At 63.8% G+C, this 25,835-nt stretch carries 24 protein-coding genes; 17 read left to right on the top strand and 7 right to left on the bottom strand.

Features of this window, described 5'->3' with window-relative positions; translation table 11 throughout:
- Positions 1-121: 121 nt before the first annotated feature.
- The 3 genes from NKI17_RS22810 to NKI17_RS22820 are packed head-to-tail and all read left to right on the top strand — an operon-like array spanning position 122 to position 4,349.
- The gene (locus tag NKI17_RS22810) at positions 122-586 is read left to right on the top strand and encodes a hypothetical protein (RefSeq protein ID WP_352906834.1); all 465 of its coding nucleotides are present in this window, start codon (positions 122-124) and stop codon (positions 584-586) included.
- Positions 583-3,657 carry an HsdM family class I SAM-dependent methyltransferase gene (locus tag NKI17_RS22815; RefSeq protein WP_352906835.1) on the top strand — a complete coding sequence of 1,025 codons (3,075 nt, stop codon included), beginning with the start codon at positions 583-585 and terminating at the stop codon, positions 3,655-3,657. The genes NKI17_RS22810 and NKI17_RS22815 overlap by 4 nt, the downstream gene beginning before the upstream one ends.
- Positions 3,654-4,349: a hypothetical protein gene (locus NKI17_RS22820; protein ID WP_352906836.1), complete on the top strand. Its 696-nt coding sequence runs from the start codon at positions 3,654-3,656 to the stop codon at positions 4,347-4,349. The genes NKI17_RS22815 and NKI17_RS22820 overlap by 4 nt, the downstream gene beginning before the upstream one ends.
- 46 nt (positions 4,350-4,395) lie before the next feature.
- Here NKI17_RS22820 and gnd read toward each other — a convergent pair whose 3' ends face one another.
- From gnd to NKI17_RS22850, 6 genes are all read right to left on the bottom strand, one after another.
- Positions 4,396-5,820 (bottom strand): NADP-dependent phosphogluconate dehydrogenase, encoded by a 1,425-nt coding sequence (gene gnd / locus NKI17_RS22825; protein WP_352906837.1) that lies wholly within the window; start codon positions 5,818-5,820, stop codon positions 4,396-4,398.
- Between the two features lie 293 nt (positions 5,821-6,113).
- On the bottom strand, positions 6,114-7,754 hold the full coding sequence (locus NKI17_RS22830; protein WP_352906838.1) for a copper resistance CopC/CopD family protein: 1,641 nt from the start codon (positions 7,752-7,754) through the stop codon (positions 6,114-6,116).
- A gap of 52 nt (positions 7,755-7,806) precedes the next feature.
- The gene (locus NKI17_RS22835) at positions 7,807-8,322 is read right to left on the bottom strand and encodes a YcnI family copper-binding membrane protein (protein ID WP_352906839.1); all 516 of its coding nucleotides are present in this window, start codon (positions 8,320-8,322) and stop codon (positions 7,807-7,809) included.
- A 25-nt stretch (positions 8,323-8,347) separates the two neighbouring features.
- The gene (locus tag NKI17_RS22840; protein ID WP_352906840.1) at positions 8,348-8,884 is read right to left on the bottom strand and encodes a copper chaperone PCu(A)C; all 537 of its coding nucleotides are present in this window, start codon (positions 8,882-8,884) and stop codon (positions 8,348-8,350) included.
- A gap of 101 nt (positions 8,885-8,985) precedes the next feature.
- The gene (locus NKI17_RS22845; protein ID WP_023675211.1) at positions 8,986-9,342 is read right to left on the bottom strand and encodes a DUF2946 family protein; all 357 of its coding nucleotides are present in this window, start codon (positions 9,340-9,342) and stop codon (positions 8,986-8,988) included.
- A 130-nt stretch (positions 9,343-9,472) separates the two neighbouring features.
- A complete protein-coding gene (locus tag NKI17_RS22850) occupies positions 9,473-10,375 on the bottom strand; it encodes a GntR family transcriptional regulator (protein WP_352448373.1) in 903 nt (300 codons plus the stop codon).
- Positions 10,376-10,631: 256 nt separating this feature from the next.
- Here NKI17_RS22850 and NKI17_RS22855 point away from each other — a divergent pair, with 256 nt between their 5' ends.
- The 5 genes from NKI17_RS22855 to NKI17_RS22875 all read left to right on the top strand — a co-directional run bounded on the left by NKI17_RS22855 (position 10,632) and on the right by NKI17_RS22875 (position 17,160).
- Positions 10,632-12,137, top strand: coding sequence for a UxaA family hydrolase (locus NKI17_RS22855; protein ID WP_352906841.1), 1,506 nt, complete (start codon positions 10,632-10,634; stop codon positions 12,135-12,137).
- A gap of 330 nt (positions 12,138-12,467) precedes the next feature.
- The gene (locus tag NKI17_RS22860) at positions 12,468-13,463 is read left to right on the top strand and encodes an ABC transporter substrate-binding protein (protein ID WP_352906842.1); all 996 of its coding nucleotides are present in this window, start codon (positions 12,468-12,470) and stop codon (positions 13,461-13,463) included.
- 103 nt (positions 13,464-13,566) lie between these two features.
- The gene (locus NKI17_RS22865; RefSeq protein WP_352906843.1) at positions 13,567-15,120 is read left to right on the top strand and encodes a sugar ABC transporter ATP-binding protein; all 1,554 of its coding nucleotides are present in this window, start codon (positions 13,567-13,569) and stop codon (positions 15,118-15,120) included.
- Positions 15,117-16,082: an ABC transporter permease gene (locus NKI17_RS22870; RefSeq protein WP_352755119.1), complete on the top strand. Its 966-nt coding sequence runs from the start codon at positions 15,117-15,119 to the stop codon at positions 16,080-16,082. The genes NKI17_RS22865 and NKI17_RS22870 overlap by 4 nt, the downstream gene beginning before the upstream one ends.
- A 61-nt stretch (positions 16,083-16,143) precedes the next feature.
- A complete protein-coding gene (locus NKI17_RS22875; RefSeq protein WP_352906844.1) occupies positions 16,144-17,160 on the top strand; it encodes a zinc-binding alcohol dehydrogenase family protein in 1,017 nt (338 codons plus the stop codon).
- A gap of 18 nt (positions 17,161-17,178) precedes the next feature.
- Here NKI17_RS22875 and phnF read toward each other — a convergent pair whose 3' ends face one another.
- Positions 17,179-17,922, bottom strand: a complete 744-nt coding sequence (gene phnF / locus NKI17_RS22880) for a phosphonate metabolism transcriptional regulator PhnF (protein ID WP_352906845.1) — start codon at positions 17,920-17,922, stop codon at positions 17,179-17,181.
- Between the two features lie 135 nt (positions 17,923-18,057).
- On the opposite strand from phnF, the gene phnG reads away from it, so the two are divergent.
- The 9 genes from phnG (at position 18,058) to phnD (ending at position 25,798) form a co-directional block, all read left to right on the top strand.
- On the top strand, positions 18,058-18,519 hold the full coding sequence (gene phnG / locus NKI17_RS22885) for a phosphonate C-P lyase system protein PhnG (RefSeq protein WP_023675204.1): 462 nt from the start codon (positions 18,058-18,060) through the stop codon (positions 18,517-18,519).
- On the top strand, positions 18,519-19,130 hold the full coding sequence (gene phnH, locus NKI17_RS22890; protein WP_352588438.1) for a phosphonate C-P lyase system protein PhnH: 612 nt from the start codon (positions 18,519-18,521) through the stop codon (positions 19,128-19,130). The genes phnG and phnH overlap by 1 nt, the downstream gene beginning before the upstream one ends.
- Before the next feature lies 1 nt (position 19,131).
- A complete protein-coding gene (locus NKI17_RS22895; RefSeq protein ID WP_352906846.1) occupies positions 19,132-20,244 on the top strand; it encodes a carbon-phosphorus lyase complex subunit in 1,113 nt (370 codons plus the stop codon).
- A gap of 265 nt (positions 20,245-20,509) precedes the next feature.
- Complete coding sequence (locus NKI17_RS22900) at positions 20,510-21,409, top strand: alpha-D-ribose 1-methylphosphonate 5-phosphate C-P-lyase PhnJ (protein ID WP_352906847.1); 900 nt, start codon at positions 20,510-20,512, stop codon at positions 21,407-21,409.
- Entirely contained in the window at positions 21,406-22,182 is a 777-nt protein-coding gene (gene phnK, locus NKI17_RS22905) for a phosphonate C-P lyase system protein PhnK (RefSeq protein WP_140536281.1), read from the top strand. The genes NKI17_RS22900 and phnK overlap by 4 nt, the downstream gene beginning before the upstream one ends.
- A 211-nt stretch (positions 22,183-22,393) precedes the next feature.
- Positions 22,394-23,101, top strand: a complete 708-nt coding sequence (gene phnL, locus NKI17_RS22910; protein WP_352906848.1) for a phosphonate C-P lyase system protein PhnL — start codon at positions 22,394-22,396, stop codon at positions 23,099-23,101.
- Entirely contained in the window at positions 23,098-23,715 is a 618-nt protein-coding gene (locus tag NKI17_RS22915) for a DapH/DapD/GlmU-related protein (RefSeq protein ID WP_352906849.1), read from the top strand. The genes phnL and NKI17_RS22915 overlap by 4 nt, the downstream gene beginning before the upstream one ends.
- 235 nt (positions 23,716-23,950) lie before the next feature.
- Positions 23,951-24,799, top strand: a complete 849-nt coding sequence (phnC, locus tag NKI17_RS22920; RefSeq protein ID WP_352906850.1) for a phosphonate ABC transporter ATP-binding protein — start codon at positions 23,951-23,953, stop codon at positions 24,797-24,799.
- A gap of 90 nt (positions 24,800-24,889) precedes the next feature.
- On the top strand, positions 24,890-25,798 hold the full coding sequence (phnD, locus tag NKI17_RS22925; protein ID WP_352906851.1) for a phosphonate ABC transporter substrate-binding protein: 909 nt from the start codon (positions 24,890-24,892) through the stop codon (positions 25,796-25,798).
- Positions 25,799-25,835: the final 37 nt, after the last annotated feature.

Consider the following 25,835-nt stretch of genomic DNA (forward strand, 5'->3'; position numbering starts at 1 on the left):
AGACCACGCTGCGGTAGTGGGGGATGCTCGCGGCACGGACCGATCCTTAGATCATCAACACTGTTGGCAGAACAAAGCTTGTCCTATATAACGAACTTCCTTGTTGTAAACCCCAAGAAAAATGGCGCCCAACACCATCCAATATACCGGCGAGCAAGCCCGGAGCTTTGCAGGGGTCTCGCCCGAGGCATGGCGGCATTGGCGGAAGGTTGTGCCCAGGCTGTCGGCAAAGTCCGGCAAAAAAGCTCGCTTTTCCGCGGGCGAACTGATCGCGCTCGCCGTAGTGTCAGCGGCCGTGAGCACGTTGAATGTTGGCATCGCGCGCTTAGCCAAGCGCTGGGACGAATTGTTCGACCTATGCGCACAGCAGCGGCCTAGCAGCCTGCGGTCAACGTTCGTGATCGTGACGGTCGAAAAAGTGGAATTGGTCGATGCGGATCGGCTCAGTCGCGAACGGCCAGCCATCGTTATTCCCTGTGAGCCAATCGTCGACCAGTTATGGTCGGCGGCGTTTTCCGGCGCGGTGCAGCAGGCGCAAGCAACTCTTCCGTTTGCGCCGCAGGTCGTCCGTGGAGCGCCACGATGAGCGGACCGCTCGACGCGCTCGCCAGTCTTCTCGGGTATGGCGGCGACCCCGGCTACGTCCGTGCCGACGCGTTCGCTCAACAGCCGAATCACCGTCATGCACTTCGGCTCGCGGCGCAGTTCATGCAGGTGCGGGCCGCATTCGGCCTCTGGACAGGACGGGAAGGGGCGCTCGTCGGTCCAGACCGCGCACGGTTCACACCGCTTGTATATCTCGCCGAGGTTGCGGATGCTGCGCAGGCTCAGCAGGTGCATCGTAGCGTCTGGAGCCAAGGTCTTGCCCCTTATCTGCTCGCTGCGTCCGCCGACCGGGTATGGATTTGTCAGGGCTTTGCATTCTCTTCCACGGACTGGGCACGACATGCGCTCGAGATTCCAATTGTTGCCCCGAATGATATGGGTGGGCTCCTGCAGCACCCAGGGCTGAGGCCGTTGTTCGCCAAGGTGCTACGAAGCTCTCTCGCATGGCGTGATGAGGCTCGAACAGCCGACGAGTTCGTCGATGAACGGCTATTGCGATCGCTCGCGAACCTATCGGTAGCATTCTCCAGCTCGACACAATCGCGTCGTGCGCTCGATCCGCCGGTGATCAACGCACTGATCGCCCGGCTGCTCTATTTCTATTTTCTCGTCGATCGGCGCTTCATCACCAAAGAGCGCTTGGCAGCCTGGGAACTGACTGGGATCGGGTTGGACGAAGACCTTGATTGGTCGCTTGCCGATACTCGGACGCTGTTCCAGCGCCTTGATGAGGTTTTCAACGGCAGCATCTTCCCGATGCCGTCGGCCTATGCCGACGCTTACGATGCTACGCATCTGAATCTGCTGCGGCGGGTCCTACGGCACGGCGCGGAGCTGGGTGCCCAAGACTCCTTGCAATTGAGCTTCCTGGACTACGATTTTGCCACCATTCGCACCGAGACGCTTTCCGCGATCTACGAGATGTTCCTTAGAAACGAGGACAAGGAGGCAGGCAAGCGCTACGGGGCATTCTACACACCCCCATATTTAGCGGATTACACTCTCGATCGCCTGGAAGACCAGACGGCCCTGAGTGCCGCCACGCGTGTGCTTGATCCCGCCACCGGATCGGGTGTGTTTCTCGTTGGCGCATACCGGCGCATCGTGGAGGCCTCGCTGCCCAGCGGCGAGACGCGTCTGCCGCTCGCCCACCTCCACCAGCTGATGACCGATAACATCTTTGGCGTCGAACTGAACGCAACCGCGTGCCATGTGGCCGCCTTCAGCCTCTACCTGACGATGCTTGATTACGTCGATCCGAATGAGGCGGCGGACTATACGCGTTGGCCTGTGCTCGTCGGCCGTCCGCGGCTATTCCCGCCGATGCTGAAGGGGGATGCCGACCGAGGAGCCAACATCCGGGCCGGAGATTTCTTTTCGGACGTTTCCGATGGAATCCGCTGTGATATCGTTGTCGGCAACCCGCCATGGGTGCAGTTGAAGAACCTGCGCAGTCCTGGAGCCGTGGCCTATCTAAAGCAATCGCGTGCGCCGATCGGGGACAAGCAGGCGGCAGAGCTGTTCCTATGGAAGGCCTATCGCGACCACCTTTGTGAAAAGGGCGCGCTCGGCTTTCTCATTCCACAGAAGAGCCTGGTAAACTCCTATTCGGACAAGTTCACGCAGGCTCTGCGGAAGAACGCTGAGTTGATCGGCATCGCTGATCTTGCCCATCTCCGCTATGTTCTGTTTCGGCGCTCGGCGGCACGAACGGCCGGTGCCGTGGAGAGCAGTTCCGAGCGCGGCGCGCGCCAGGCGACCGCTGTCATTCTGCTACGCAAGGTTGTTCCTCAGTCAGGCCATCGGTTCTGGCTCTATCGTCCCGTCCGCTCGACCCAGCCCGCGAGTCGCAGCGGACGGCTCTGGACCCTGCTCCACGACTGGACGCAAGTTCTCTGGCAAGACGGTGTCGGGCTGAGCGACCCCGACTGGCGGCGGCTCTTCACCTGCTCGCCCGTCGATCGCCGTGTCCTGACAAAGCTTGATCGCCAGATTGCCTCGGGCCGGCTGCGCTCGCTAAAGCAGCTCGACCAGGCAATCGGCTTGAAATTCAGAAATGAGGTTGATCAGAATCTCGACAAGCGCTTTGTGCTTAGCAGCGATTCGCGGCAACCGACTTTCTGGCGACGCCAACTGGGGCTCGATGGCTCTTTGGTGCCGGATACCAGCGTCTTCCCACTGCCAACTTCTGAACTCGAAAAGGCTCATCCGCGCTCGCTTCCGTTCCTGATGGGCAATGTCGTGCTCATGCCGAGGACTTGCGAGGTGGCATTGTTCGTGGAATCGCCCATTGCAGGTAGCGACTCCTTCATATTCGGTTGCTTCCCCGAATTTGCGGGGGTGCCGCTCCCTGAGCGTCACCGAATCTTCCTCAATGCGCTCACCCGCTACATGTCGACCCGGACGTTCCGCTATCTATGCTTCGTCAACAGCCGGCGAATGACTATCGACCGCGCCAACACCGAGCTATCCGCCGTTCGTGAGCTTCCCTGGCCTTTCGGTGATGTGGACGCGAACGATTGGCCGGCGCTCTTGGATATTGACAATCCAGGACGAGAGGCCCTTGTGTGCCAGCGATTGGGCCTACCGCCGGTCTACCGCGATCTTGTGGAGGAATTCACGGCGTTCCGGGAGGCGTTTGCTGACGGCGGGACGCCGATCGATGCGATGCGGCCCAGCGACGCAAACCAGATCGATGCGTATCTCGCTGCCATGCTGCTCGAGCTGAATGCTGGACGCCAGCGCTACGCAGTGAGCGCGGTCCCGGTAGCAGGCGATCTCGTGGCTGCGGTCGTCGAATATAGGGGCAAAGCCACCTCGGCAGCGGACCATTCGGACCAACTTGCCCGTGCCGCCGCGGAGGCATATTCGAATCAAGGTGCCAGCACGCTGACGCAAAGCCGTTACCTCTGGCATTCGCGCCAGATGATGGCGAGCGTGCTGCTCAAGCCGCGCGAGCGCATGCACTGGACGCTGGATCAAGCCTTTTTCGATGCAGATCTCGTCACGGCTGCGGCTATGTCCGGCTACAACAGCAAAGAGGCAGTGTGACGGTCACGATCTCCCTGTCAGAATGGCTGGTCGACCGCGGTCACACACCGCAGGAGGCTGACCTCTGGGCAGACTTCATCGCTGACGCACTGGATTTGATCGATGATGGCCACGCGCTCTTACGCGAATCCTCCGAATGGGGCTCGTTCCTCGGGGGCTGCGTGAAGTCCGTGCCGACCGAGCCGGAGATAACTTCAGGCCTGGGCGATCGGATGCGTCGGCTGCGGAACGAAGCGCCGATCGATAGCAGTCGCGATCGTATCCAAGTCAGCTACGAAAGTCCCACGCCCGGAGACGAGCGTCATGGTATCCGCAAATCCAAGGCGGACTTTCGCTTCGAGAAGAAGTTTGAAGCCGGGTTCGCGGCCGAATTTGTCTTGGAGGCAAAGCCACTTCGCGCTACTGCGGATATCGCCGGCCGCTACATGGCCGCCGATGGTCTCGGGTGCTTCCTCGATAGGTTTCCACCTTATTCGCGTGAGGTCGCAGCCGGGATGCTGGGTTATGCCTATACCCAGCCCTTGACGTGGATTTCAGCGCTCGCCACGTCGCTGTCATCCGGGACCTCGGCCACCCGCAGCGGCCATGTTCAAATGGCGCGCGGCCGGTCCGCCCTCGTCTCCGATCATCCGCGCACCGCGCTCGAACTTGAGCCGGTTACGGTGCTGCACTCAATTCTCGATTTCGCGTAGCTTTCGGGCTCGCCGCGTACCATCCCGAATTGCCGATCTTAAGGCGCTAACCCGCCGCCTCACTCCCCCACGGGCCATGGAAAGCGCCCTGACCATCGATGCGCTCGAAGCCGTGCGCGCCGAAGAAATCGCGTTGCGCCTGGATCAGGTTCGAAGTGCCGCGGCCCTGCCGGTAACTGTCGAAATAGGCAAGTGCAGATGACAGGGCCGGCACCGGCGAGCCGGCTTCGGCCGCCCTTGCCACGACGCGGCGAAGTGACGGATGCGCCTCATGCATCAATGAGACGAAAGCCGGCGCCATCAACAGGTTGGTGGCTGCGCCGCCGCCGCCGAAAGCCTCCGCCATCGTGTCCAGCAATTGCGAGCGGATGATGCAGCCGGCCCGCCAGATCTTGGCGATGACCGGCATCGGCAGGTTCCAGTTGAATTCCTTCGACGCGCCGCTCATCACCGCAAAGCCTTGCGCGTAGGCGGCGATCTTGCCGGCAAACAGGGCCAGCTCGAGATCGCCGAGCAGGGCGTCCCTGTCTGCGGAAATCTTGCTCACGCCGCCGCCATAGACCTTTTCGGCGGCAAGCCGCTCGTCCTTGATCGACGACAGTACGCGTGCCGCCACAGCCGCCTCGATCGCGGTGGCCGGGATGCCTAGCTGCTGCGCCTCGATCACCGACCATTTGCCGGTGCCTTTCTGGCCGGCGCGGTCGAGGATGATGTCGACCACCGGTTTGCCGGTCTTGGGATCGTCGGCGGCCAGCACTTTGGCGGTGATCTCGATCAGGTACGAATTGAGCCGGCCCGTGTTCCACTGCGAAAACACCTCGGCGATCTCTTTCGGCCCCATGCCGAGCCCGTCGCGCAAGATGCCGTAGATCTCGGCGATCATCTGCATGTCGGCATATTCGATGCCGTTGTGGATGGTCTTGACGAAATGGCCGGCGCCGTCGGTGCCAAGCCACGCCGCGCAAGGCTCGCCCTTGAACTTGGCCGAGATCGCGGTCAGCACCTTTTCGACGCGCTTCCAGGACTCTTCGGTGCCGCCGACCATGATAGAGGGACCGTGGCGTGCGCCCTCCTCGCCGCCGGACACGCCCATGCCGATGAAGGTCAGGCCCGAATCGGTAAGCTCGGAGAAGCGCCGCATCGTATCGCGGAAATTGGCATTGCCGGCGTCGATGACGATGTCGTTGGCCGACAGCACGCCGCGCAATGCCGCGATCTGCTCGTCGACCGGCTTGCCGGCCAGCACCATGATGATGATCGGCCGCGGCGGCCGGATCGCGGCGGCCAGTTCTTCGAGGCTGTAGCAGGGCACCACCCTATCCCGAAGCGCGCCGGCATTTTCGACAAAGGCATCGGTGCGCGCCGCGGTGCGATTGAAGACGGCGATGCGGTGCCCCCTCTCGGCGATATTGAGCGCCAGGTTGGAGCCCATCGTGCCAAGGCCGATCAGGCCTATTTCGGCTTTTTCCATCGTTTCTTCCCTGCTTTCGGATCTTGTTGGTTTGAGCCCGCGATTGGGTTGGACGCCCATTCTTGATGGCGATGATTGACGGGGGTTCGCGGCCGCGTCAACCGCCTCGCCGAATTGTGTTGCAGCCGGGGCGTGTTGAGATGCAGGTCAGGCCGAGCCGGGGTCGGAGACGGGCGCGTAAGCGACCAAACAGGTGGCTTCCGAGAACCGGAGCGGAGCGTACTTAAGTACGTGATCACTGGAAGCGCAGGATACCGCCATTTGCAGGCCGGCATCACCTGAATATCAGCACGTCACTCCGGCCTGATGTCGATCGGCGCCTCTATCTTCACCATCTCGAAATCCGAGACCAGGATATCGAGCCGCGCCGTCCACCGGCCGGCGACCGGAATGACGAGATCGTCGACGCGCCAGGTGCCGTCGCCAAGCCTCGTCGCCGGGCGCTTGATGGGCTCGATGCCGGAATCGGGCTTTGACAGCACCAGCATTAGCTGCTTGGCGTCGAGCGGGCCGAAATCGCCGGTCATGATGAAGATCGAAGCGGCAACAGGTCCGGTGTGCCCGGGCGCAATGCTGAGATCGGCCATCGCTTGCAGAGTGTGGATATGCACCGACGCCGGCTGTGCCGCGGCGATCGCCAGCGCGCGCGGCGGCGGCGTGAAGCGCCAGCCGGCGGCAACGCCGAAGATCGCCAGCACGATCAGCACCTCGATGGCGATCGAGCGGGCCAGCCGCCTCTGGACTTCCGTCTTTCCCGCCTCGGCGGGGACCGTAAGCTTGAAGCGGTTGACGGCAGCGAGCGTGAACAGAAAGACAAGCAGCACCAGCTTGATCAGCAGCAGCCGGCCATAGGCAGTGTGGACCAGCGCCGACGGCGTTTTCACCTGGATGACGGCGAGCACGATGCCGGCTGCCGCAAGCGCGACCACGACGGGCAGGATCGCTTGCGAAAACCGGCGCAGCAACGGCCCGGCTTCGGCCGGCTGCCGTTTCAAGGCTAGACCGAGCGGCGTCAGCGCTCCGGCCCAGACAGCAATGCCGACGCCGTGCAGAAACACCATCGGCCTTGTCAGCCATTGCGGCTCGGCGGCACTGGCATGCCCGCTGGCGGCAAGTGCTGCGCCAACGCCAACCAGTCCGGCCAAGGCCAGCGGCTTTGCGTCGGCGGGCGGCACGACCAGCGATAATAGGCTCAGGCCGAGCGTCATCAGCGCGATCAGCACCGTCCAGCCGAAGCTGGTGCCAAGCCCGGTCTGCCAGATGACCGGCTGCGCCAGCCGGGCAAGCGGCGCGCCGAGTGCATCCAGCCCCTGGAAACCGAGCGACAAAAGTGCGGCGGCCAGCCCGCACAGGATCGCGGCGACGATCATGTTCTGGCCGGATCGGCCGCCTTGCGCCAGCCAGCCTAGCGCAAAGGCACCGCCGACACCGAAAAACAGGCCGATGTATAGAAAAACCTTGCCGATCCAGATCGCCGTTCGAAGCTCCCGGTCGACAGCTTCGGAGGCGGCCGGCGCAGCACTCGGTGCACCGACCGAGAACAGAACCGAGCCACCGACCGGATGCCCGTCGGCGGAGATTACCCGCCAGCTCAGCACATGTGTGCCCGACGTGAGCGCCTGCGGATTGTCGATCTCGACGGTCTGGCCGCTGAGCCGAAAGGACGTCAGCGGAACCGCCGTGCCGTCGGGCCGCACCAGCGTCAGCACCAGCGGCGAAACCGGCTCGCTGAAGGTCAGCGACATCTGCGACGGGCTCTGCGCCAGCACCGCACCGTCAGCCGGCTCGGCCTTGATCAGCGCCGCATGGGCGAAGGCCGGACCAGGCATGGCAATTGCGGCGAGCAGCACGATGGCGGCCAGCAGGCCAGCCACAAGCCGGCCAGAACAGTTGCCGGCCATGCAAGCTTGCCGCAGGAAGGATGCCGCGCTCATCTCACCGCCAAGAGCAGCGGCGCGCTCATCCGCCAAAGCGCGCCGCTGGAGCTCACTTCGGCAGCAGCTTGAGGCCGGGCGCCGGAAATTCCAGCGCGTCCTCAGCCTGCCCGGCCGCCGGAATCTCGATCCAGCGATCGGCAACGCCATCACATTCCTGCACCACCGGGAAATGCAGCGTCTGGCCTGCCGGCAGGTCGGACGCCAGCGTCGCGCGAAAGACGAATTCGTCGTAGAATTCGTCCGGCAGACTGCCGGCGCTCCAGTCGATCTCCTTGACGCCGCTGGTCACTGCCTGGCCGTAGAGCTGGTAGGACTTCTCGTATTTGCCGTTCTTGACCTGCAGCGTCCAACCCGGCTTCGGCATCGGTTTGACCGAAAGCACCCCTTCCGGGATCTGCACGCGCACGGCGGTCGTTGCCTTGCCCTCGCAGCCATGCGGCACCCGAAGAACCGCCTTGTAGGTCGAGCCGACTGCGGTCTCCGGCGTTTCGAGCGTGATGTGGGCAAAGGCCGCGCTGGTCCCGAGGACAAGAAGCACGCAGCCGGGCAAAAGAGATTTCTTCATGATGGTACCTCTCGAAGCGGCCAAGTCAGTCGTCGTCCTGGGGCGCCGCGCTGCCGATGCCTTGCACGGCGAATTCAATCTGCACGGGCCCGGCTTTTTCGAAGGTCAGCGTGGCGGAGAACGTTTCGCCCTCCTTGGGCTGCCGCTTCAAATCCATGAACATCAAATGATAGCCGTTAGGCGCCAGCGCGACCTTGCCGCCAGCCGGGATTTCGAGGCCGCCGGTGACCGGCCGCATGGTCATGACGCCATTGCTGACGCCCATCTCGTGCAGTTCGGCCTTGGCCGAAATGTCGGAGGTGATCGACAGCAGGCGATCCGCCGCACTGCCTGTGTTGGTGATGGTGAAGTAGCCGCCGGCCACCTTGGCGCCGGCTGGCGTGGCGCGCGACCAGGGGTGCCCGATCTCGAGATCGCCAAGCTTGAACTCGTGTGCCAACACCGTCTGGGCGCTGGCGAACAGGAGGGCAAGAACGCAAAGGGCGATGCCGAGACGCTGCTCGAAACTACCCAGTGAGAAGCGCCTGCGGCTGGATGAGGCAGCGCGAAAAGAGTGAGACATGATTACTCCGTGGACTTTAAGGGGGATCGCGCCGATGGCCGGTCGCGAACGATGTCGATAAACGCGCCGGCAAAGCGTTGCGCGGCGCGAACCAGAACGGATCAGGCCGTCGCCGGTGGTGCACGCGGATTGGACGGAGTGCGGGCGCGGGCGAAATCGCGATGCCGGAAGGCCGGCAGGAAAAAGGCGATGGTTTCGATGGAAAGGCTGCGAGCCAGGCTCCCGGCTGCATCCAGCGGCGCGTAGACCGCCGAAACGAGATTGCAGCCAAGCATGCAGCAAGCCGGCATGTGCTGCTGATGCGGATCGCCGGCGGGGAGTTGCGCCGCACCGTCATGGGTGCAGATCGTGTTGCCGAAAGCATCGAATTGCGAGGCGTTCGGCGCGACGCCGGAAGCAAACGCGCCGAATATCGACTGGAGCATGAAAAGCCACGCCGCGGCGAACGCGACCGGCATGCTCCATCGTCTCCGGCGTATGGTCAAGAACCAGCCTCTTCACGCAGCAACGTCAGCTCTCTAGCACGGAGCCGGCGGCCGGAAAATCGCCAAAACGTTGCTGCGGCAACGCAACACAATCACGCGACAATCACGCGCGTTGCGGCTGCCTGCCCTCGGGAATGGACGTCAGCAGCGTGTGGCGGGCCGATTTCAGGTGCTTGCGGCAGGCGGCGTCGACCTTGGCGAGATCGCGCGATTTGAGCGCGGCGATATAGGCGAGATGCTCCTGGACCGCGACTTCGTTGCGTTCGCGCTCCTGCGCCTTGTTCCACTGGTAATGATAGTGGAAGATCATGGCGATGACGTCGTAGAAATCGACGATGAAGCGGTTGTGCGACGCCCGATGGATCAGCCGGTGAAAGCGCTCGTCAAGCTCGGAGAATTCGTTGAAGCGCACGGCGATCTCGCGCTCCAGCCGGTGATGCTCGTCTTCCAGGCGGTCGAGGTCGGCCCACACCGGGCTGTCCTCGGGCAGAGCGGCAAAGGCTGCGGCCGAGCGCAGTTCGAACATCTCGCGGATTTCGGTCAGCTCGAGCGCGAAGGCGCGGGTAAAGCCTTTCAGCACCCAGTGGCTGTTGCGGCGCTTCTCGATCAGCCCAAAGCGCGAGAAGCGGATCAGGAATTCGCGCACGCTGGTGGTGCCGACGCCGATCTCGCGCGCCAGTTCGAGCTCGTTGATCTGCATGCCGGCTTCGGCACCGCTGGCAAGCAGCCGCCGCATGAAGGAGCGCTCGATGATCTCGGCCAGCGTGTCGGTTTCTTCCTCGGGGAAGAAATCGTCCGGTCGCGGTTCGCGCAGGACCGTCTTGCTGCGCTTGTTCCAGTCGATCAGCCCGGTTTCTTCCATGCGCGCAAGGATAGTGCGGACCGTCGTGCGGCTGACGCCGAGCAGCGTACCCAGCTCCGGCTCCGAAGGCAGGCTCCTGGTTTCGTCGAGCAGCCTCAGACCGCGATTATAGGCGTCCTTGTAAACGTTGTTGCTCTTCGACATCCCCTGCCCCGTGGCGCATCTGCGTTTGCGGCCAGTGTGAAGCGTTTCTCGCGCATGAAACCGGTACCTTTTCGGAAAACATCATGCGCAACGCTAGTTTTGGTTGTAGAGCCTGCTTCTCGCATCCAAAAGACGCGTCGCGCTCTGGCGAAAAAACAATTGACGCAAAAATGTTTTTTCACGATAAAAGACATTATATGTTAAGAGCCGCGTGTCAATCCGCTCGCGCACCCAGGAACACACCCAGGAAGCTCCCGTGAACGCCGCAAACAGCATTCTTCTGTCTCCCGCCGACAATGTCGCGGTCGCCAATGGCCGCATCGAGATCGGCACCGTGCTGCCGGGCGGCGCCGTCGCCGCCGCAGTGATCGAGCCGGGCCACAAAGTGGCGATCAAGCCGATTGCGGCCGGCGAGGCCGTGGTCAAATACGCCCAGGCGATCGGCCGCGCCACGCAAGACATCGCGCCCGGCGAGCATGTCCATTCGCACAATCTGGTCTTCGAAAGCGGGCGTTTGCCGGTGGTGCCGCCGAGCGAGGCAGTTCATGCGACCGAGGCCGACCGCGCCCGCACCTTCATGGGCTACCGCCGCGCCGACGGCCGCGCCGGCACGCGCAACTTCATCGGCATTCTCGCCAGCGTCAATTGCTCGGCCACCGTCTGCCACGCCATCGCTGACGCGGCGAACCGCACGCTTCTGCCGCAATATCCCGGCATCGACGGCTTCGTCCCGATCGTCCACGGCCAGGGCTGCGGCATGAGCGCCACCGGCGACGGCATGATGGTGCTACACCGCACGCTGGCCGGCTACGCCCGTCATCCGAATTTTGGTGGTGTGCTGATGGTCGGGCTCGGCTGCGAGGTCAACCAGCTCACCCTCTACGGCCAGAAGGGCGTTGCCGCGGGAAAACGCCATTTCAACATCCAGGAAGCCGGCGGCTCGCGCAAATCGGTCGAGAAGGCGTTGGTCGTGCTGGCCGAGATCGCCGAGGAGATCGGCAAGCTTCAGCGTGAGCCGATCCCGGTCAGCGAGATCGTCGTCGGCCTGCAATGCGGCGGCTCCGACGGCATGTCCGGCATCACCGCCAATCCGGCGCTGGGTGCCGCGGTCGACATTTTGGCCGGCGTCGGCGGTGTCGGCATCCTCTCCGAGACGACGGAGATCTACGGCGCCGAGCACCTGCTCGCCTATCGCGCCGCAACCCCCGAGATCGCCGCCAAGCTCGACGGTTATGTGAAATGGTGGGAAGACCACGTCGCTAAGCATGGCGCATCGATCGACAACAATCCCTCACCGGGTAACAAGCGCGGCGGCCTGACCACCATCCTGGAAAAGTCGCTCGGCGCGGTCGCCAAGGGCGGCCAGACGCCGCTCAACGGCGTCTTCGGCTATGCCGAAAAGGTCACCGGGCACGGGCTGGTGTTCATGGACACGCCCGGCTACGACCCGGTCTCGGCCACCGGCCAGGTGGCGGGCGGCGCCAACGTCATCGTCTTCACCACCGGCCGCGGCTCCTGCTTCGGCTGCCGGCCGACGCCGTCGATCAAGGTCGCCAGCAACTCGACCATGTATCACACGATGGAAGAGGACATGGACGTGAATTGCGGCGTCATCGCCTCGGGCGAAAAGACCATCGCCGGCATGGGCCGCGAGATCTTCGAACTGATCGTCGAGACGGCGTCGGGCCGCAAGACCAAGAGCGAAGAATTCGGCTACGGCGACAACGAGTTCGTGCCATGGCACCTCGGAGCGACGCTCTAAGCCGGACCGCCCGCGACAGCCGCGAACACCTGATGTGATCGCCAGGCGTCACAGTTCCAACGCTCCCGAAAAAGAATGAACATTCCATATTGACTGAATGATGGAATTAATATTCCATGCGACATATTGGAGGAGATTGGCAGCGGAGTTCAGAGGGAGCAAGCTTTCCCGCCCAGCCATTCGAGCGGCCATCAAACATCGCTTGCGCCGACCGAGGTGATGCACTATCAAAATGCGGTAAATGTTTTTTATTGATAAAGTTCCGTTCGGGCCGCGCCATCCGAATGGAGCTTCCGTAACATTCACCGGGCGACTTAGGGAGGACTCCTAATGAAATTCGTGACCAGCATTCTCAATCGCCGCGCCTTCGCGGCTCTCGCAGCCGCCTCGATGCTTGCCGGCGTGATGCATTCGGCGCCGGCATCCGCGGCCGACGCGACCATTCCGATCATCGTCAAGGACACCACGTCCTTCTACTGGCAGATCGTTCTGGCCGGCGCCCGCAAGGCCGGCAAGGATCTCGGCGTCAACGTGCCGGAGCTCGGCGCCCAGGCCGAGACCGACGTCAACGGCCAGATCTCGATCCTCGAAAATGCTGTCGCCGGCAACCCGGCGGCCGTCGTCATCGCGCCGACCGAAGCCAAGGCGCTCGGCAAGCCGATCGACGAGGCCGCCACCAAGGTCAAGATCATCGGCATCGACTCCGGCGCCGACTCCAAGGCCTTCACCTCGTTCCTGACCACCGACAACATCCAGGGCGGCCGCGTTGCCGCTGACGGCCTTGCCGCAGCCATCGGCGAAGCCAATGGCGGCAAGGTCGAGGGCGACGTCGCCCTGATCACCGCTCTTCCGGGCGCCGGCTCGCTCGAACAGCGCGCCCAGGGTTTTAAGGAACAGCTCGCTGCCAAATATCCGGGCCTCAAGCTGGTCGCCGACAAATACGCCGACGGCCAGGCCACCACCGGCCTCAACATCGCCACCGACCTGATCACCGCCAACCCCAACCTCAAGGGCATCTTCGCCTCCAACCTGATCATGGCGCAGGGCGTCGGTCAGGCGATCGCCGAGAACAGTCTTGCCGGCAAGGTCGGGCTGGTCGGTTTCGACAGCGACGAGAAGCTGATCAAGTTCCTCAACGACGGCGTCATTTCGGCTCTCGTCGTTCAGGATCCGTACCGGATGGGCTATGACGGCATCAAGACGGCGCTCGCCGCCTCGAAGGGCGAGAAGGTCGAGGCCAATGTCGATACCGGCGCCAATTTGGTTACCAAGGCCAACATGAAGGATCCGAAGATCGACGCGCTGCTCAACCCGAAGCTCGACTGAGCATAGCCGCAAGTGAACTGTTTCCGGGGCCTTTCGCCCCGGAAACATCCCACTCGTGCCAATCGCGAGGCCAATCTTTGGGGGCCAATCTGGGAGGATTGTCATGATGTCGACGGCGCAGGAACTCCATCCGGCCCCAACGCTGGAACCGGGCAGGACCATCCTCGAACTCCGCGGGCTGGAAAAGCGCTATCCCGGCACCCATGCGCTGAAGCCGGTCGATCTCGCCTTCAAGGCCGGCGAGATCCACGCCATCGTTGGCGAGAACGGCGCCGGCAAATCCACCCTGATCAAGCTTCTTACCGGCGTCATGCCGCGCACCTCCGGCGACGTCATCTGGGAGGGCAAGCCTGCCGCATTGGCAACGCCGCATGAGGCGATGGCGCTCGGCATCAATGCCGTGCATCAGGAAGTCGTCCTGTGCCGCCATCTCACCGTCGCCGCCAACATGTTCCTCGGCGAGGAGGATTCCCGCTTCGGCATCCTGCAGCAGCGGGCGATGATCAGGCAGGCGCAGAAGATCATCGACGATCTCGGCTTCGACCTGCCGGCGCATGTCATGCTGGGTGACCTGACCATCGGCCAGCAGCAGTTGATCGCCGCCGCCCGCGCCACTGTGCGCGGCACCAAATTCCTGATCTTCGACGAGCCGACCGCCTATCTTACCCGCAAGGAGGCCGACCAGCTGTTCACGCTGATCCGCCGGCTGAAGGGCGAAGGCGTCACCATCATCTACATCAGCCATCGCATGGAAGAAGTGTTCGAGCTCGCCGACCGCGTCTCGGTGCTGCGCGACGGCACGCTGGTCGGCACCAGGAACATTGCCGAGACCAATGACGCCGAGCTGGTCAAGATGATGATCAACCGCTCGATCGAGCAGGTCTACCACAAGGAGCATTTCACCCCCGGCGCGACCATCGTCGAAACCAGGAACCTGTCCGGCAAGGGTTTCGAAAATGTCTCGATGTCCGTCCGCGCCGGCGAGATCGTCGGCCTCTACGGCCTGATCGGCGCCGGGCGCAGCGAGTTCGTCACCACGCTCTATGGCCGCCACCGCAAGTCGGCCGGCCAGATCCTGTGGGAGGGCAAGGAGGTCAAGGTCAATTCCGAACACGACGCGATCAGGCTCGGCATGGCGCTGGCCCCGGAAAGCCGCCGCGACCAGGGCCTCTGCCTCAACCTGCCGGTCGGACTCAACCTCAATCTGCCGATCTACAAGCGCATCTCGAGCAATCTGCTGATCTCCCGCGCGCAGGAAAAGGCGCAAGCCGATCGCCAGATCGCCGGCCTGCGCATCAAGACGCCGACGCGCGGCGCGCTGGCCTCCAGCCTGTCCGGCGGTAACCAGCAGAAGATCGTTATCGGCAAATGGCTCGCCCATGGCGCCAAGCTATTCATCTTCGACGAGCCGACTGTCGGCGTCGACGTCGGCACCAAGGCCGAGATCTACCGCCTGTTCGGCGCGCTGTTGTCCAAGGGAGCCGGCATCATCCTGATCTCGTCCTACCTGCCCGAGGTCTATGAACTCGCGGACACGCTGCACGTGTTCCGGCGCGGCAAGCTGGTGGCCACGCACGGCTTTCGTACCGCTGACCACGAGGAGATCCTCACCCAGGCGCTGGCCGAAAAACAAGAAAAACCGGGAGGACGGATATGAGCACCGAGGCGATCGCTGCCGAAAGGCCGAAACGCAACTACAACGCCCTGTTCGGGCTGACACTGCTGGCGCTGCTGGTTCTTTTGTGGGTCATCCTGTCGGTGGCGACGCCGAGCTTCGCCTCCGCCAACAACATCTCCAACCTGTTGCGGCAAGGGTCGATGATCGCCATCCTGGCGGTCGGCCAGACCTTCGTCATCATCACCGGCGGTATCGACCTTTCCGTCGGCGCCGTGGTCGGCTTCGCCACCGTCATCGTCGCGATGCTGATCAACGCCGGCACACCGGTTTTCCTCGCCATCCTGATCACCTTGCTGGTCGGCGTCGCCATCGGCATGTTCCATGGGTTCGGCATCGTCAAGATGGGCCTGCCGCCCTTCATCATCACCCTGGCAACGCTGACCTCGCTGCGCGGCATCGGTCTGTTGATGACCAATGGCAACTCGATCTCGATCAACAACGACGCCTTCCAGACGTTCTCGCGCAGTTCCTTCGCCGGCGTCCCCAATCTGTTCTGGATGGTGATCCTGGTCGGCATCCCAGCCTACATCTTCCTGCACCACAGCCGCTGGGGCCGCTATCTGTTCTCGGTCGGCTCCAACGCCGAGGCGTCGCGCCTGTCAGGCGTCAACGTCCAGCGCACCATCTACATGGCCTACACGCTGTCGGGCCTGTGTGCGGCCTTCGTCGGCGTGCTGCTTGCCTCGCGCATCGGCATCGGCAATCCGACGCAGGCCGAGGGCTGGGAATTGCAGGCGATCGCCTCCTCGGTGATCGGCGGCACCTCGCTGTTCGGCGCTGTCGGCTCCGTGCACGGACCGCTGCTCGGCGCCTTCATCCTTGCCACCATCAACAACGGCGCCAATCTGCTCAACGTCAACGCGTTCTGGCAGCGCATCATCACCGGCGTGCTGATCATCGTCATCGTCTATTTCGACGGGCTGCGCCGCCGCGGCAAATAGACTGCCTCCCAACAACCGCCGGCCTCGCGACGGCGGTGCCATGAACCGACTGGATTGAAGCATGAAAGCCGTCGTCTGCCGCTCGCCCGGCGAACTTGTCCTCGAAGATCGTCCGGCGCCTGGCGCGCCCCCCGCCGGCTGGGCGCTGGTCGCCGTCAGCCATGTCGGCATCTGCGGCACCGACTATCACATCTTCGAAGGCAAGCACCCGTTCCTCGCCTATCCCCGCATCATGGGCCACGAGGTTTCCGGCACCGTGATCGAGGTTGGCGAGGACGTCGATCTCGCCGTCGGCGAAGCGGTGGTCGTCAATCCCTATCTCGCCTGCGGCAAATGCATCGCCTGCCGGCAAGGCAAGCCGAATTGCTGCGTCAGGATCGAGGTGCTCGGCGTCCACCGCGACGGCGCCATGTGCGAGCAGATCCTGGTGCCGGCGCAAAATCTTTATCCGGCAAACGGCTTGTCGCTGGCCGATGCTGCCGCCGTCGAATTCCTGGCGATCGGCGCCCATGCCGTGCGGCGCTCGCTGGCTGATCCAGGTGCGCGCACGCTGGTCATCGGCGCCGGCCCGATCGGGCTCGGCACGGCGCTGTTCGCACGCATCGCCGGGCTCGATGTGACGCTGCTCGACATGAGCGCTGAACGGCTTGGCTTTGCCGAAAGCGAACTCGGCTTCGCGACGCTCGACGGCTCGCGAGGCACCGCTGCCGACCTGGTGCGGGAAGCAACCGGCGGCGACGGCTTCGACGTGGTTTTCGATGCCACCGGCAACACCCGGTCGGTGCAGTCGGCCTTCGCCCATGTCGCGCATGGCGGGGCGCTGGTCCTGGTCAGCGTCGTCAAGGACGACATCGCCTTTTCCGATCCCGAATTCCACAAGCGCGAGATGATGCTGATCGGCAGCCGCAACGCCCTGCGAGCCGATTTCGACCATGTCGCCGCCTCGATCCGCAACGGCGCGCTGCCGCTGGCAAAGCTGGTCACCCACCGCACCACGCTTGGCGAGACGCCGCACGACCTCGCCCGCTGGGCGCATGAGAAGTCCGGCCTGATCAAGGCCGTCATTCAAGTCGGATGATGCCAGGGCTGCCGCATCTCAGAGCGCCGACAATTTGAGCTCGATCCGCTCGGCCGGGAAGCGTGACTCCGAAAACTGTATCGGCTGACCGTCGGGCGTGACGTTGACGGCGACCGTGACCAGCACGATGGCGCCGGGCTGCAGGTCGAGGTCGGCAAGGTCGGCGGCATCGGCATGGCGCGCCGACAGCACGGTCGATTGTCTGAGATAGTCGTCGATGCCGAAACGTGCCAGCGATGCGGTGATCGAACCGGTTTCCGCCATGGCGGCATCGATGCCGGCAAAGCGCCTGGCATCGAACCAGCCGGCCGCGCGAGACACCGGCATTCCATCGGCTTCGCCGCGCGTTTCCAGGCGTATCACATCGGCCCCCGTCGCAAGGCCTAAGCCCTCTGCGACACGACGGTTGGCCGGCTCGATCGATGACGCGAGCAAGGTGATATGCCGCTCGGACGCCTGTCCTTGCAATCCCTCGGAAAAGCGGGTGCGGGCGCCGATCGGATAAGACAGCCGCTTGCGCGACAGCACGAAGGTGCCGCGCCCCTGCTCCGCCCTGAGCACACCCTCCTGCACCAGCGCTGCGATAGCGCTACGCACCGTGTGGCGGTTGACGCCATAGCGTCCGGCCAACGCGATCTCCGGCGGCAGCGCGGCATTCTCGGGAAAATCGCCGGCGGCGATCGAATGCAGGATCTGGTCGGCGATCTGCCGCCACAGCGCGACACCGCTGCGCCGCTCGATGCTGTTGGCTTGTCCGATCATCTCCCGCCCCAATTCCTTGCGCCGATCTTTTGGCCCGTGTCACGTGCCCGTCATGGACACGCGCTAGATAATGGATATAATTTGTATAGTTGTCTATATCACTAGACAAAATGAACGCAGACGAGGAGCACCGCCATGCGAGGACGGGAAGCGCGAGAGCAGGCCGAGCGCAAGGCCGTGATGGCGACGCTGGCGCAATCGGCCGGCGACGACATCGTCCGCCTCTGGGACGAAGCCGGCCTGCCTTGCGAAGCGGAACTTCTGCGTGGCCCCGAAACCGGCCTGGTTACGGTACGCGGCCGCATCGGCGGCGGTGGTGCCCCTTTCAATGTCGGCGAGGCGACGGTCACCCGTGCCACGGTGCGGCTTGCGTCCGGCCATGTCGGCCACTGCTACGCGCTCGGCCGCGACAAGCAGAAGGCAAGGCTGGCGGCAATCGCCGATGCGCTGTGGCAGGACCCGGCCCACCGCAATGAGGTCGAGATCAGGATCGTTGCGCCATTGCAGGCGGCACTGGCCAAGGCGCGTGAACAGCGCCGCGCCGAGACGGCGGCGACCAAGGTCGATTTCTTCACCATGGTGCGCGGAGAAGACTGATGGATATCGCCACTCAATCCATTGAAGGCGGCTTCGCCGATCCGGTATTCAATGCCCAGACCGTATTCCGTGCCGTGATGGACGCGATGGCGCGGCCAGGCAGCGTGCAGCCGCTGCCGGCCCTCGCCCATCCCCCGGTGCCGCTATCGGCCACCGCCGGCGCCGTTGCGCTGACGCTGTGCGACAACGACACGCCGCTCTGGCTCGACCCGGCTTTGCAGGGGTCGGCGGCGGTGAAATCCTGGCTTGGCTTCCATACCGGCGCGCCGCTGGCCAACACCCCGGCCGACGCGCATTTCGCGCTGATCGCCACGCCGGCCGAGATGATGGCGTTCGACGGGTTTTCGCAAGGCACCCAGGATTATCCCGATCGCTCCACGACGCTGATCCTCGAGGTCGGCGATCTCGTCTCCGGCGCTGCGCTGCTGCTCGAAGGCCCGGGCATCGAGAAGACGGCGACGATCGCGCCGGCGCAAATGCCGCGCCATTTCGTCGAGCAATGGAAGCAGAACAACCAGCGTTTTCCGCGTGGCGTCGATATCATCCTCGCCACGTTCGACGCAATTGCCTGCCTGCCGCGCACGACGCGCATCAAGATGATGGAGGCGTAGCATGTATGTTGCGGTAAAGGGTGGCGAGACGGCCATTCGCAATGCTCACAAACTGCTCGCCGACCGCCGGCGCGGCGACCGTTCGGTGCCCGCACTTCGTCTAGACCAGATCGTCGAGCAGCTGGCGCTCGGCGTCGACCGGGTGATGAGCGAAGGTTCGCTCTACGACAGGGAACTGGCGGCATTGGCGATCGTCCAGGCGCGCGGCGACATGATCGAGGCGATCTTCCTGGTTCGCGCCTATCGCACCACGCTGCCGCGTTTCGGCTACACCAGGGCGATCGACACCGGCACGATGCTGGTCGAGCGGCGGGTGTCGGCGACCTACAAGGATCTGCCCGGCGGCCAGTTGCTCGGCCCGACTTTCGACTACACCCACCGGCTGCTCGATCCCGAACTTGCTGCCGGCGGCGATGTCGCCGAGCCGGAACAGCGTGCAGGCGAAGCGGAGGCGATGCCGCGCGTCTCGGCCATCCTCGCCCGCGAAGGCCTGATCGAGCCCGACGGCGACATGCCCGGCGATCATGTCCCCGGCGACATCACCCGTGAGCCGCTCGAATTCCCGATGGCGCGTGACATCCGCCTGCAGGCGCTGTCGCGCGGCGACGAGGGGTTTCTGCTGGCGCTCGGCTATTCCACCCAGCGCGGCTACGCGCGCAACCATCCCTTCGTCGGCGAGGTTCGCATCGGCGAGGTCGAACTGGAACTGGACGTGCCGGAACTGCCCTTTGCCGTGCCGCTCGGCAGCATCCGCGTCACCGAATGCCAGATGGTCAACCAGTTCAAGGGCTCGGCCAAGGCGCCGCCGCAATTCACCCGCGGCTACGGCCTCGTCTTCGGCCAGAGCGAGCGCAAGGCGATGGCCATGGCACTATGCGACCGCGCGCTGCGCGCCCCGGAGTTGGGTGAGGATGTCATCGCCGCCGCCCAGGACGAGGAGTTCGTCATCTCGCATTCCGACAATGTCCAGGCGACCGGCTTCGTCGAGCATCTGAAGCTGCCGCATTATGTCGACTTCCAGGCCGAGCTCGACCTCGTGCGCCGCATACGCACCGAGCACGACGCCCGCGAAAATGCCGGCAAGGACGAAGAGAAGAGGCAGGCAGCGGAATGACTTCAGTTAGCTCCACCACCGTGACCTCCCCCGTCTGGGGAATGGCCTCCGGATCCGCCGTAACCGCTACTGCCGCCAATGGTCTCGCCTTGCGCGCCTTCCCTCGGCTCAGGAAGAACTATTCTTCGAAGCACAAAGGCAACCACCCCGACGAACACCAGCAACAGGATCCCGAGGCGCATCCATCCGGTCGGGGTCATCGGAGCCCAGCCCCTTTTCCGTGTCTTGGAACTCAATTCGGTAGCACAGAGCGGAAGCGATCGCCATGACCGACATCGCCACCTACAACTTCGCCTATCTTGACGAACAGACCAAGCGGATGATCCGTCGGGCGATCCTCAAGGGCATCGCCATTCCTGGCTATCAGGTGCCGTTCGCCTCGCGCGAAATGCCGATGCCCTATGGTTGGGGCACCGGCGGCGTCCAGGTCACCGCTTCGATCATTGGCCCGGACGATGTGCTCAAGGTCATTGACCAGGGCGCCGACGACACCACCAATGCCGTCTCGATCCGCGCCTTCTTCAAGAAGGTCGCCAATGTCGCGGTCACCACCGAGACGGCCAAGGCGACCATCATCCAGACCCGCCACCGCATCCCTGAATATCCGCTGAGTGCCGGTCAGGTGCTGGTCTACCAGGTGCCGATCCCCGAGCCGCTGCGCTTCCTCGAGCCGCGGGAAACGGAGACGCGCAAAATGCATGCGCTGGAGGAATACGGCCTTATGCATGTGAAGCTCTACGAGGACATCGCCAGGCACGGCCGCATCGCCACCACCTACGCCTACCCGGTCAAGGTTGAGGGCCGCTATGTGATGGATCCCTCGCCGACGCCGAAATTCGACAATCCGAAGATGCACCGTTCGCCGGCTTTGCAATTGTTCGGCGCCGGCCGCGAAAAGCGCATCTACGCGCTGCCGCCCTTCACCGATGTGGTCAGCCTCGATTTCGAGGACCATCCGTTCGAGGTGCAGACCTTCGACCAGCCCTGCGCTCTGTGCGCGGCCGAGAACGTCTATCTCGACGAGGTCATCCTCGACGATCATGGCGGCCACATGTTCGTCTGCTCCGATACCGATCATTGCGAGAAGCGGCGCGCGGAAGGCCACCGCGGCCATCTCGCGCCCGAGACCCATCTTGCCCCAGGAAAAATGGAGACGGCGCAATGACAGACGAACCGCTGCTGCGCGTCTCGGCGCTGTCCAAATTCTACGGCTCGCGCGTCGGTTGCGAGAACGTCACTTTTGACCTCTGGCCGGGCGAAGTGCTGGCGGTGGTCGGCGAATCCGGTTCCGGCAAGACGACTTTGCTCAACTGCCTGTCAACTCGACTGCTGCCCAGCTCCGGCACCGCCAGCTATCGGATGCGCGACGGCCAGTTTCGCGAACTCTACCGCATGAGCGAGGCCGAGCGCCGCTTCCTGATGCGCACCGATTGGGGTTTTGTCCATCAGAACCCGGCCGACGGGCTGCGCATGACGGTGTCGGCCGGCGCCAATGTCGGCGAGCGGCTGATGGCGGTCGGCGACCGTCACTATGGCAGGATCCGCGCAACGGCGGTCGACTGGTTGTCTCGTGTCGAGATCGACGAAGACCGCATCGACGACGAGCCGCGCGCCTTTTCCGGAGGCATGCGCCAGCGCCTGCAGATCGCCCGCAACCTCGTCACCGGGCCAAGGCTGGTGTTCATGGACGAGCCAACCGGCGGCCTCGACGTCTCGGTGCAGGCGCGCCTGCTCGATCTGTTGCGCGGCCTGGTCACCGATCTCGGCCTGGCCGCCATCGTCGTCACCCACGATCTCGCCGTGGCGCGGCTGTTGTCGCAGCGCATGATGGTGATGAAGGACGGCCGCGTCGTCGAAAGCGGCCTCACCGACCGCGTCCTCGACGATCCGCGCGCGCCTTATACCCAGTTGCTTGTCTCCTCGATTCTGCAGGTGTGACGATGATTGCTCCGGCGTACCCCCCTCTGGCCTTCCGGCCATCTCCCCCTCAAGGGGGGAGATCAGCAGCTTTTATGTCCCGCCCGTTCTGCGACACAGGAGAATGGCGAAACCGAATGCGACAGCCAATCTCCCCCCCTGAGGGGGAGATGGCCGGCAGGCCAGAGGGGGGTGTTGGCCCGCAGACGAATGACGATTGGAGAACCCTCTGATGGCAACCCCGCTCGTTGTCTCCGATGTCGCGAAGAGCTTCACCATGCATCTGCGCGACGGCATCAAACTGCCGGTGGTCGCCGGTGTCTCGTTCGCGATCAGGGCCGGCGAATGCGCCGTGCTCGGCGGCCCGTCCGGCGCCGGCAAGAGCTCGATCCTGAAAATGCTCTACGGAAATTATGCCACCGATGAAGGCCAGATCATCGTCCAGCACGAGGGCGGGCTCATCGATCTCGCCTCGGCCAGCCCGCGCACCGTGCTTGCCGTGCGCCGGCTTACCATCGGCTATGTCAGCCAGTTCCTGCGCACCGTGCCGCGTGTCTCTGCGCTCGACGTCGTGGCCGAACCGCTGGTCGAGCGCGGCGAGGAGCGCGAGGTCGCGCACGGCAAGGCACGCGCCTTGCTGGCGCAGCTCAACCTGCCGGAGAAGCTCTGGGCGCTGCCGCCGGCGACGTTCTCCGGCGGTGAACAGCAGCGCGTCAACATCGCGCGCGGCTTCATCACCGAGCACCCGATCCTGCTGCTCGACGAGCCGACCGCTTCGCTCGATGCCAGGAACCGCGATGTGGTGATTTCCCTGATCGCCGCCAAGAAGGCAGCGGGCGTCGCTTTGCTCGGCATCTTCCACGATCACGACGTGCGTGAGGCGGTCGCCGACCGCGTCATCGACGTGACCGCCTTCGCCGCCGGGAAAATCGCCGCATGACCAGGAAACTGTCGGAGGCGCCGCTGATCCACGAGACGGCGGAAGTCGAGAACTCGACGCTTGGCCGCTGGACCGAGATCGCCGAGCGCTGCCGGGTTTCCGAAAGCACGCTCGGCGACTATTCCTATATGATGCAGGACTGCGGCGTCTGGTGCGCAACGATCGGCAAATTCGCCAACATCGCCGCAAGCGTGCGCATCAACGCTACCAACCATCCGACCTGGCGGCCGACGCTGCACCATTTCACCTATCGCGCCTCGGATTATTGGGACGACGCCGAGCACGAGAGCGAATTCTTCGCCAAGCGCCGCGCCAAACGCGTCACCATCGGCTACGACACCTGGCTCGGCCACGGCTCGACCATCCTGCCGGGCGTCACCGTCGGCGATGGCGCGGCGGTCGGTGCCGGCGCGGTGGTGTCGAAGGACGTCGCGCCCTACACCATCGTCGCCGGCGTACCGGCCAAGCCGATCCGCGAACGCTTCGACCGCCGCACCGCGGAGCGCTACCAGGCGCTCGCCTGGTGGGACTGGGACCATGCAAGGCTGCGCGCCGCGCTCGACGATTTTCGGGAATTGTCGGCGGAGGCGTTTCTGGAGAAATATGGCGGCTGAGGGTCGTGAAATGGTGAATGGTGAATGTGAATGGGGGCAGCGGACAGGTTTCGAGGCTCAGGGAAGCCGTTCTTATCACCATTCACCATTCGAGCTTCTCGCGCCGAGTTGATCCCGCCCCGCTCCAGGCTGTGGGCAGTAACAAAACTGACATCGTTCCGACACCGCAGGTTCATGCGGCTGCGCTAGCCAGGGTAAACAGACCTTCAATTGCGATTGGACTGGAGCCTGCACCATGTCAGCTACGCTCGAAATCCGCGGCGTCACCCGCCGGTTCGGCAAGAACACCGCCGTCAGCAATGTTCACATCGCGATTCCGCAAGGCCAGATGGTCGGCATCATTGGCCGCTCCGGCGCCGGCAAATCGACGCTGCTGCGCATAATTAACCGCCTCATCGATCCCAGCCAGGGATCCATCCTGTTCAACGGCGTCGAGGTCTCCGGGTTGCGCGGCTCGCCGCTCCGGCGATGGCAGCGCGACTGCGCCATGATCTTCCAGCAGTTCAATCTCGTGCCGCGCCTCGACGTGCTGACCAATGTGCTGCTCGGCCGGCTCAACCACCGCTCGACCCTGTCCAACCTGTTCGGCATGTTCTCCCGCGGCGAATGCGCCGAGGCGGTTGCAGCCCTCGAGCGCCTCGACATCGCCCGCACCGCCCTGCAGCCGGCCGGCACGCTTTCCGGCGGCCAGCAGCAGCGCGTTGCGATTGCGCGCGCCATGATGCAGCAGCCGAAGGTGTTGCTGGCGGATGAGCCGATTGCCTCGCTCGATCCGCTCAACGCCAAGGTGGTGATGGATTCGCTGCAGGACATCAATTTGCGCGAGGGCATCACCGTCATCACAAATCTGCATACGCTGGATACGGCCCGCACCTACTGCAACCGCATCATCGGCATGGCCGCCGGCAAGGTCGTCTTCGACGGCCCGCCCGAAGCCCTCAACCGCGAGGCCGTGCGCATGGTCTACGGCGCCGACAGCAATGGCGGCGAAATCTCCGAGGCCATCACCTCCACCAGTGTCGCCATCAAACAGAAAATCGCTGCATCCGCCGGACCGCTCGAGCCCGCATTCCCGGGATATTGAGAACGGCCTGATCGCCCGCCCGCGTCAAAGGCACCTGTCAAAAAATTCGTACGCTACCGGCGCGAGGCCGGGACCAACAGGAGAGAGATAATGTTCAGGAAGATGGTTTTTGGCGCCGTTTCATTGCTCGCTATCGCGGCAAGCGCCGCTCACGCCCAGGATATCAAGGAATTCCGCATCGGCATCCTTGGCGGTGAAAACGAAGCGGACCGGCTGCGCAACTTTCAGTGCCTCGCCGATCACATGAAGTCCGAATTCGGCTTCGAGAAGGTCTCGCTGTTCCCGGCCGCCGACTATGACGGCGTTATCCAGGGCCTGCTCGGCGGCACGCTCGATTTCGCAGAGCTTGGCGCGTCGGGCTATGCCAGCGTCTACCTCAAGGATCCGAACGCCGTGACCCCGATCCTCACCACCCAGCAGACCGACGGCGCGACCGGCTATTATTCGATCGGCCTTGCGCTGAAGTCGTCCGGCATCACCGACATCAAGTCGGCCAAGGGCAAGAAACTCGGCTATGCCGACCCGGATTCGACCTCCGGCTACCTGATCCCGCTGACCCAGATCCCGAAGGACACCGGCGCTTCGAACGAAACCTTCTTCGCCTCGACCCCGTTCAATGGCGGCCACGAGAACAACCTTCTCGCGGTTCGCGACGGCAAGGTCGATGTTGCGGTTGACGATTCCTCGGGCATCGGCGACTTCAAGAACGGCTACACCTCCGGCACCTTCCACAAGGAAGTCGCCAAGGGCGCCGTGGACCCCAACGATTTCGTCGAAGTCTGGCGCTCCGGCTTGATCCCGAACGGCCCGCTGGTCGTGCGCACCGCGCTCGGCGGCGGTATAAGCGCCAAGCTCGCCAACTTCTTCACCAGCCTGCCGGCCAAGGACAAGCCTTGCTTCGAGGCTATCGAAGGCGGCGATTTCACCGGCTATGTTCCGGTGAAGCCGGACTTCTACAGCGTCATCGTCGAAGCCCGCAAAGCCGCGATCGGCGGCTGACGACAATTGCGGAAAGGGCGGCGTCCTCCAGCGCCGC

It is taken from the genome of Mesorhizobium sp. M0816, assembly GCF_040320005.1.
Taxonomy (GTDB): Bacteria; Pseudomonadota; Alphaproteobacteria; order Rhizobiales; family Rhizobiaceae; genus Mesorhizobium.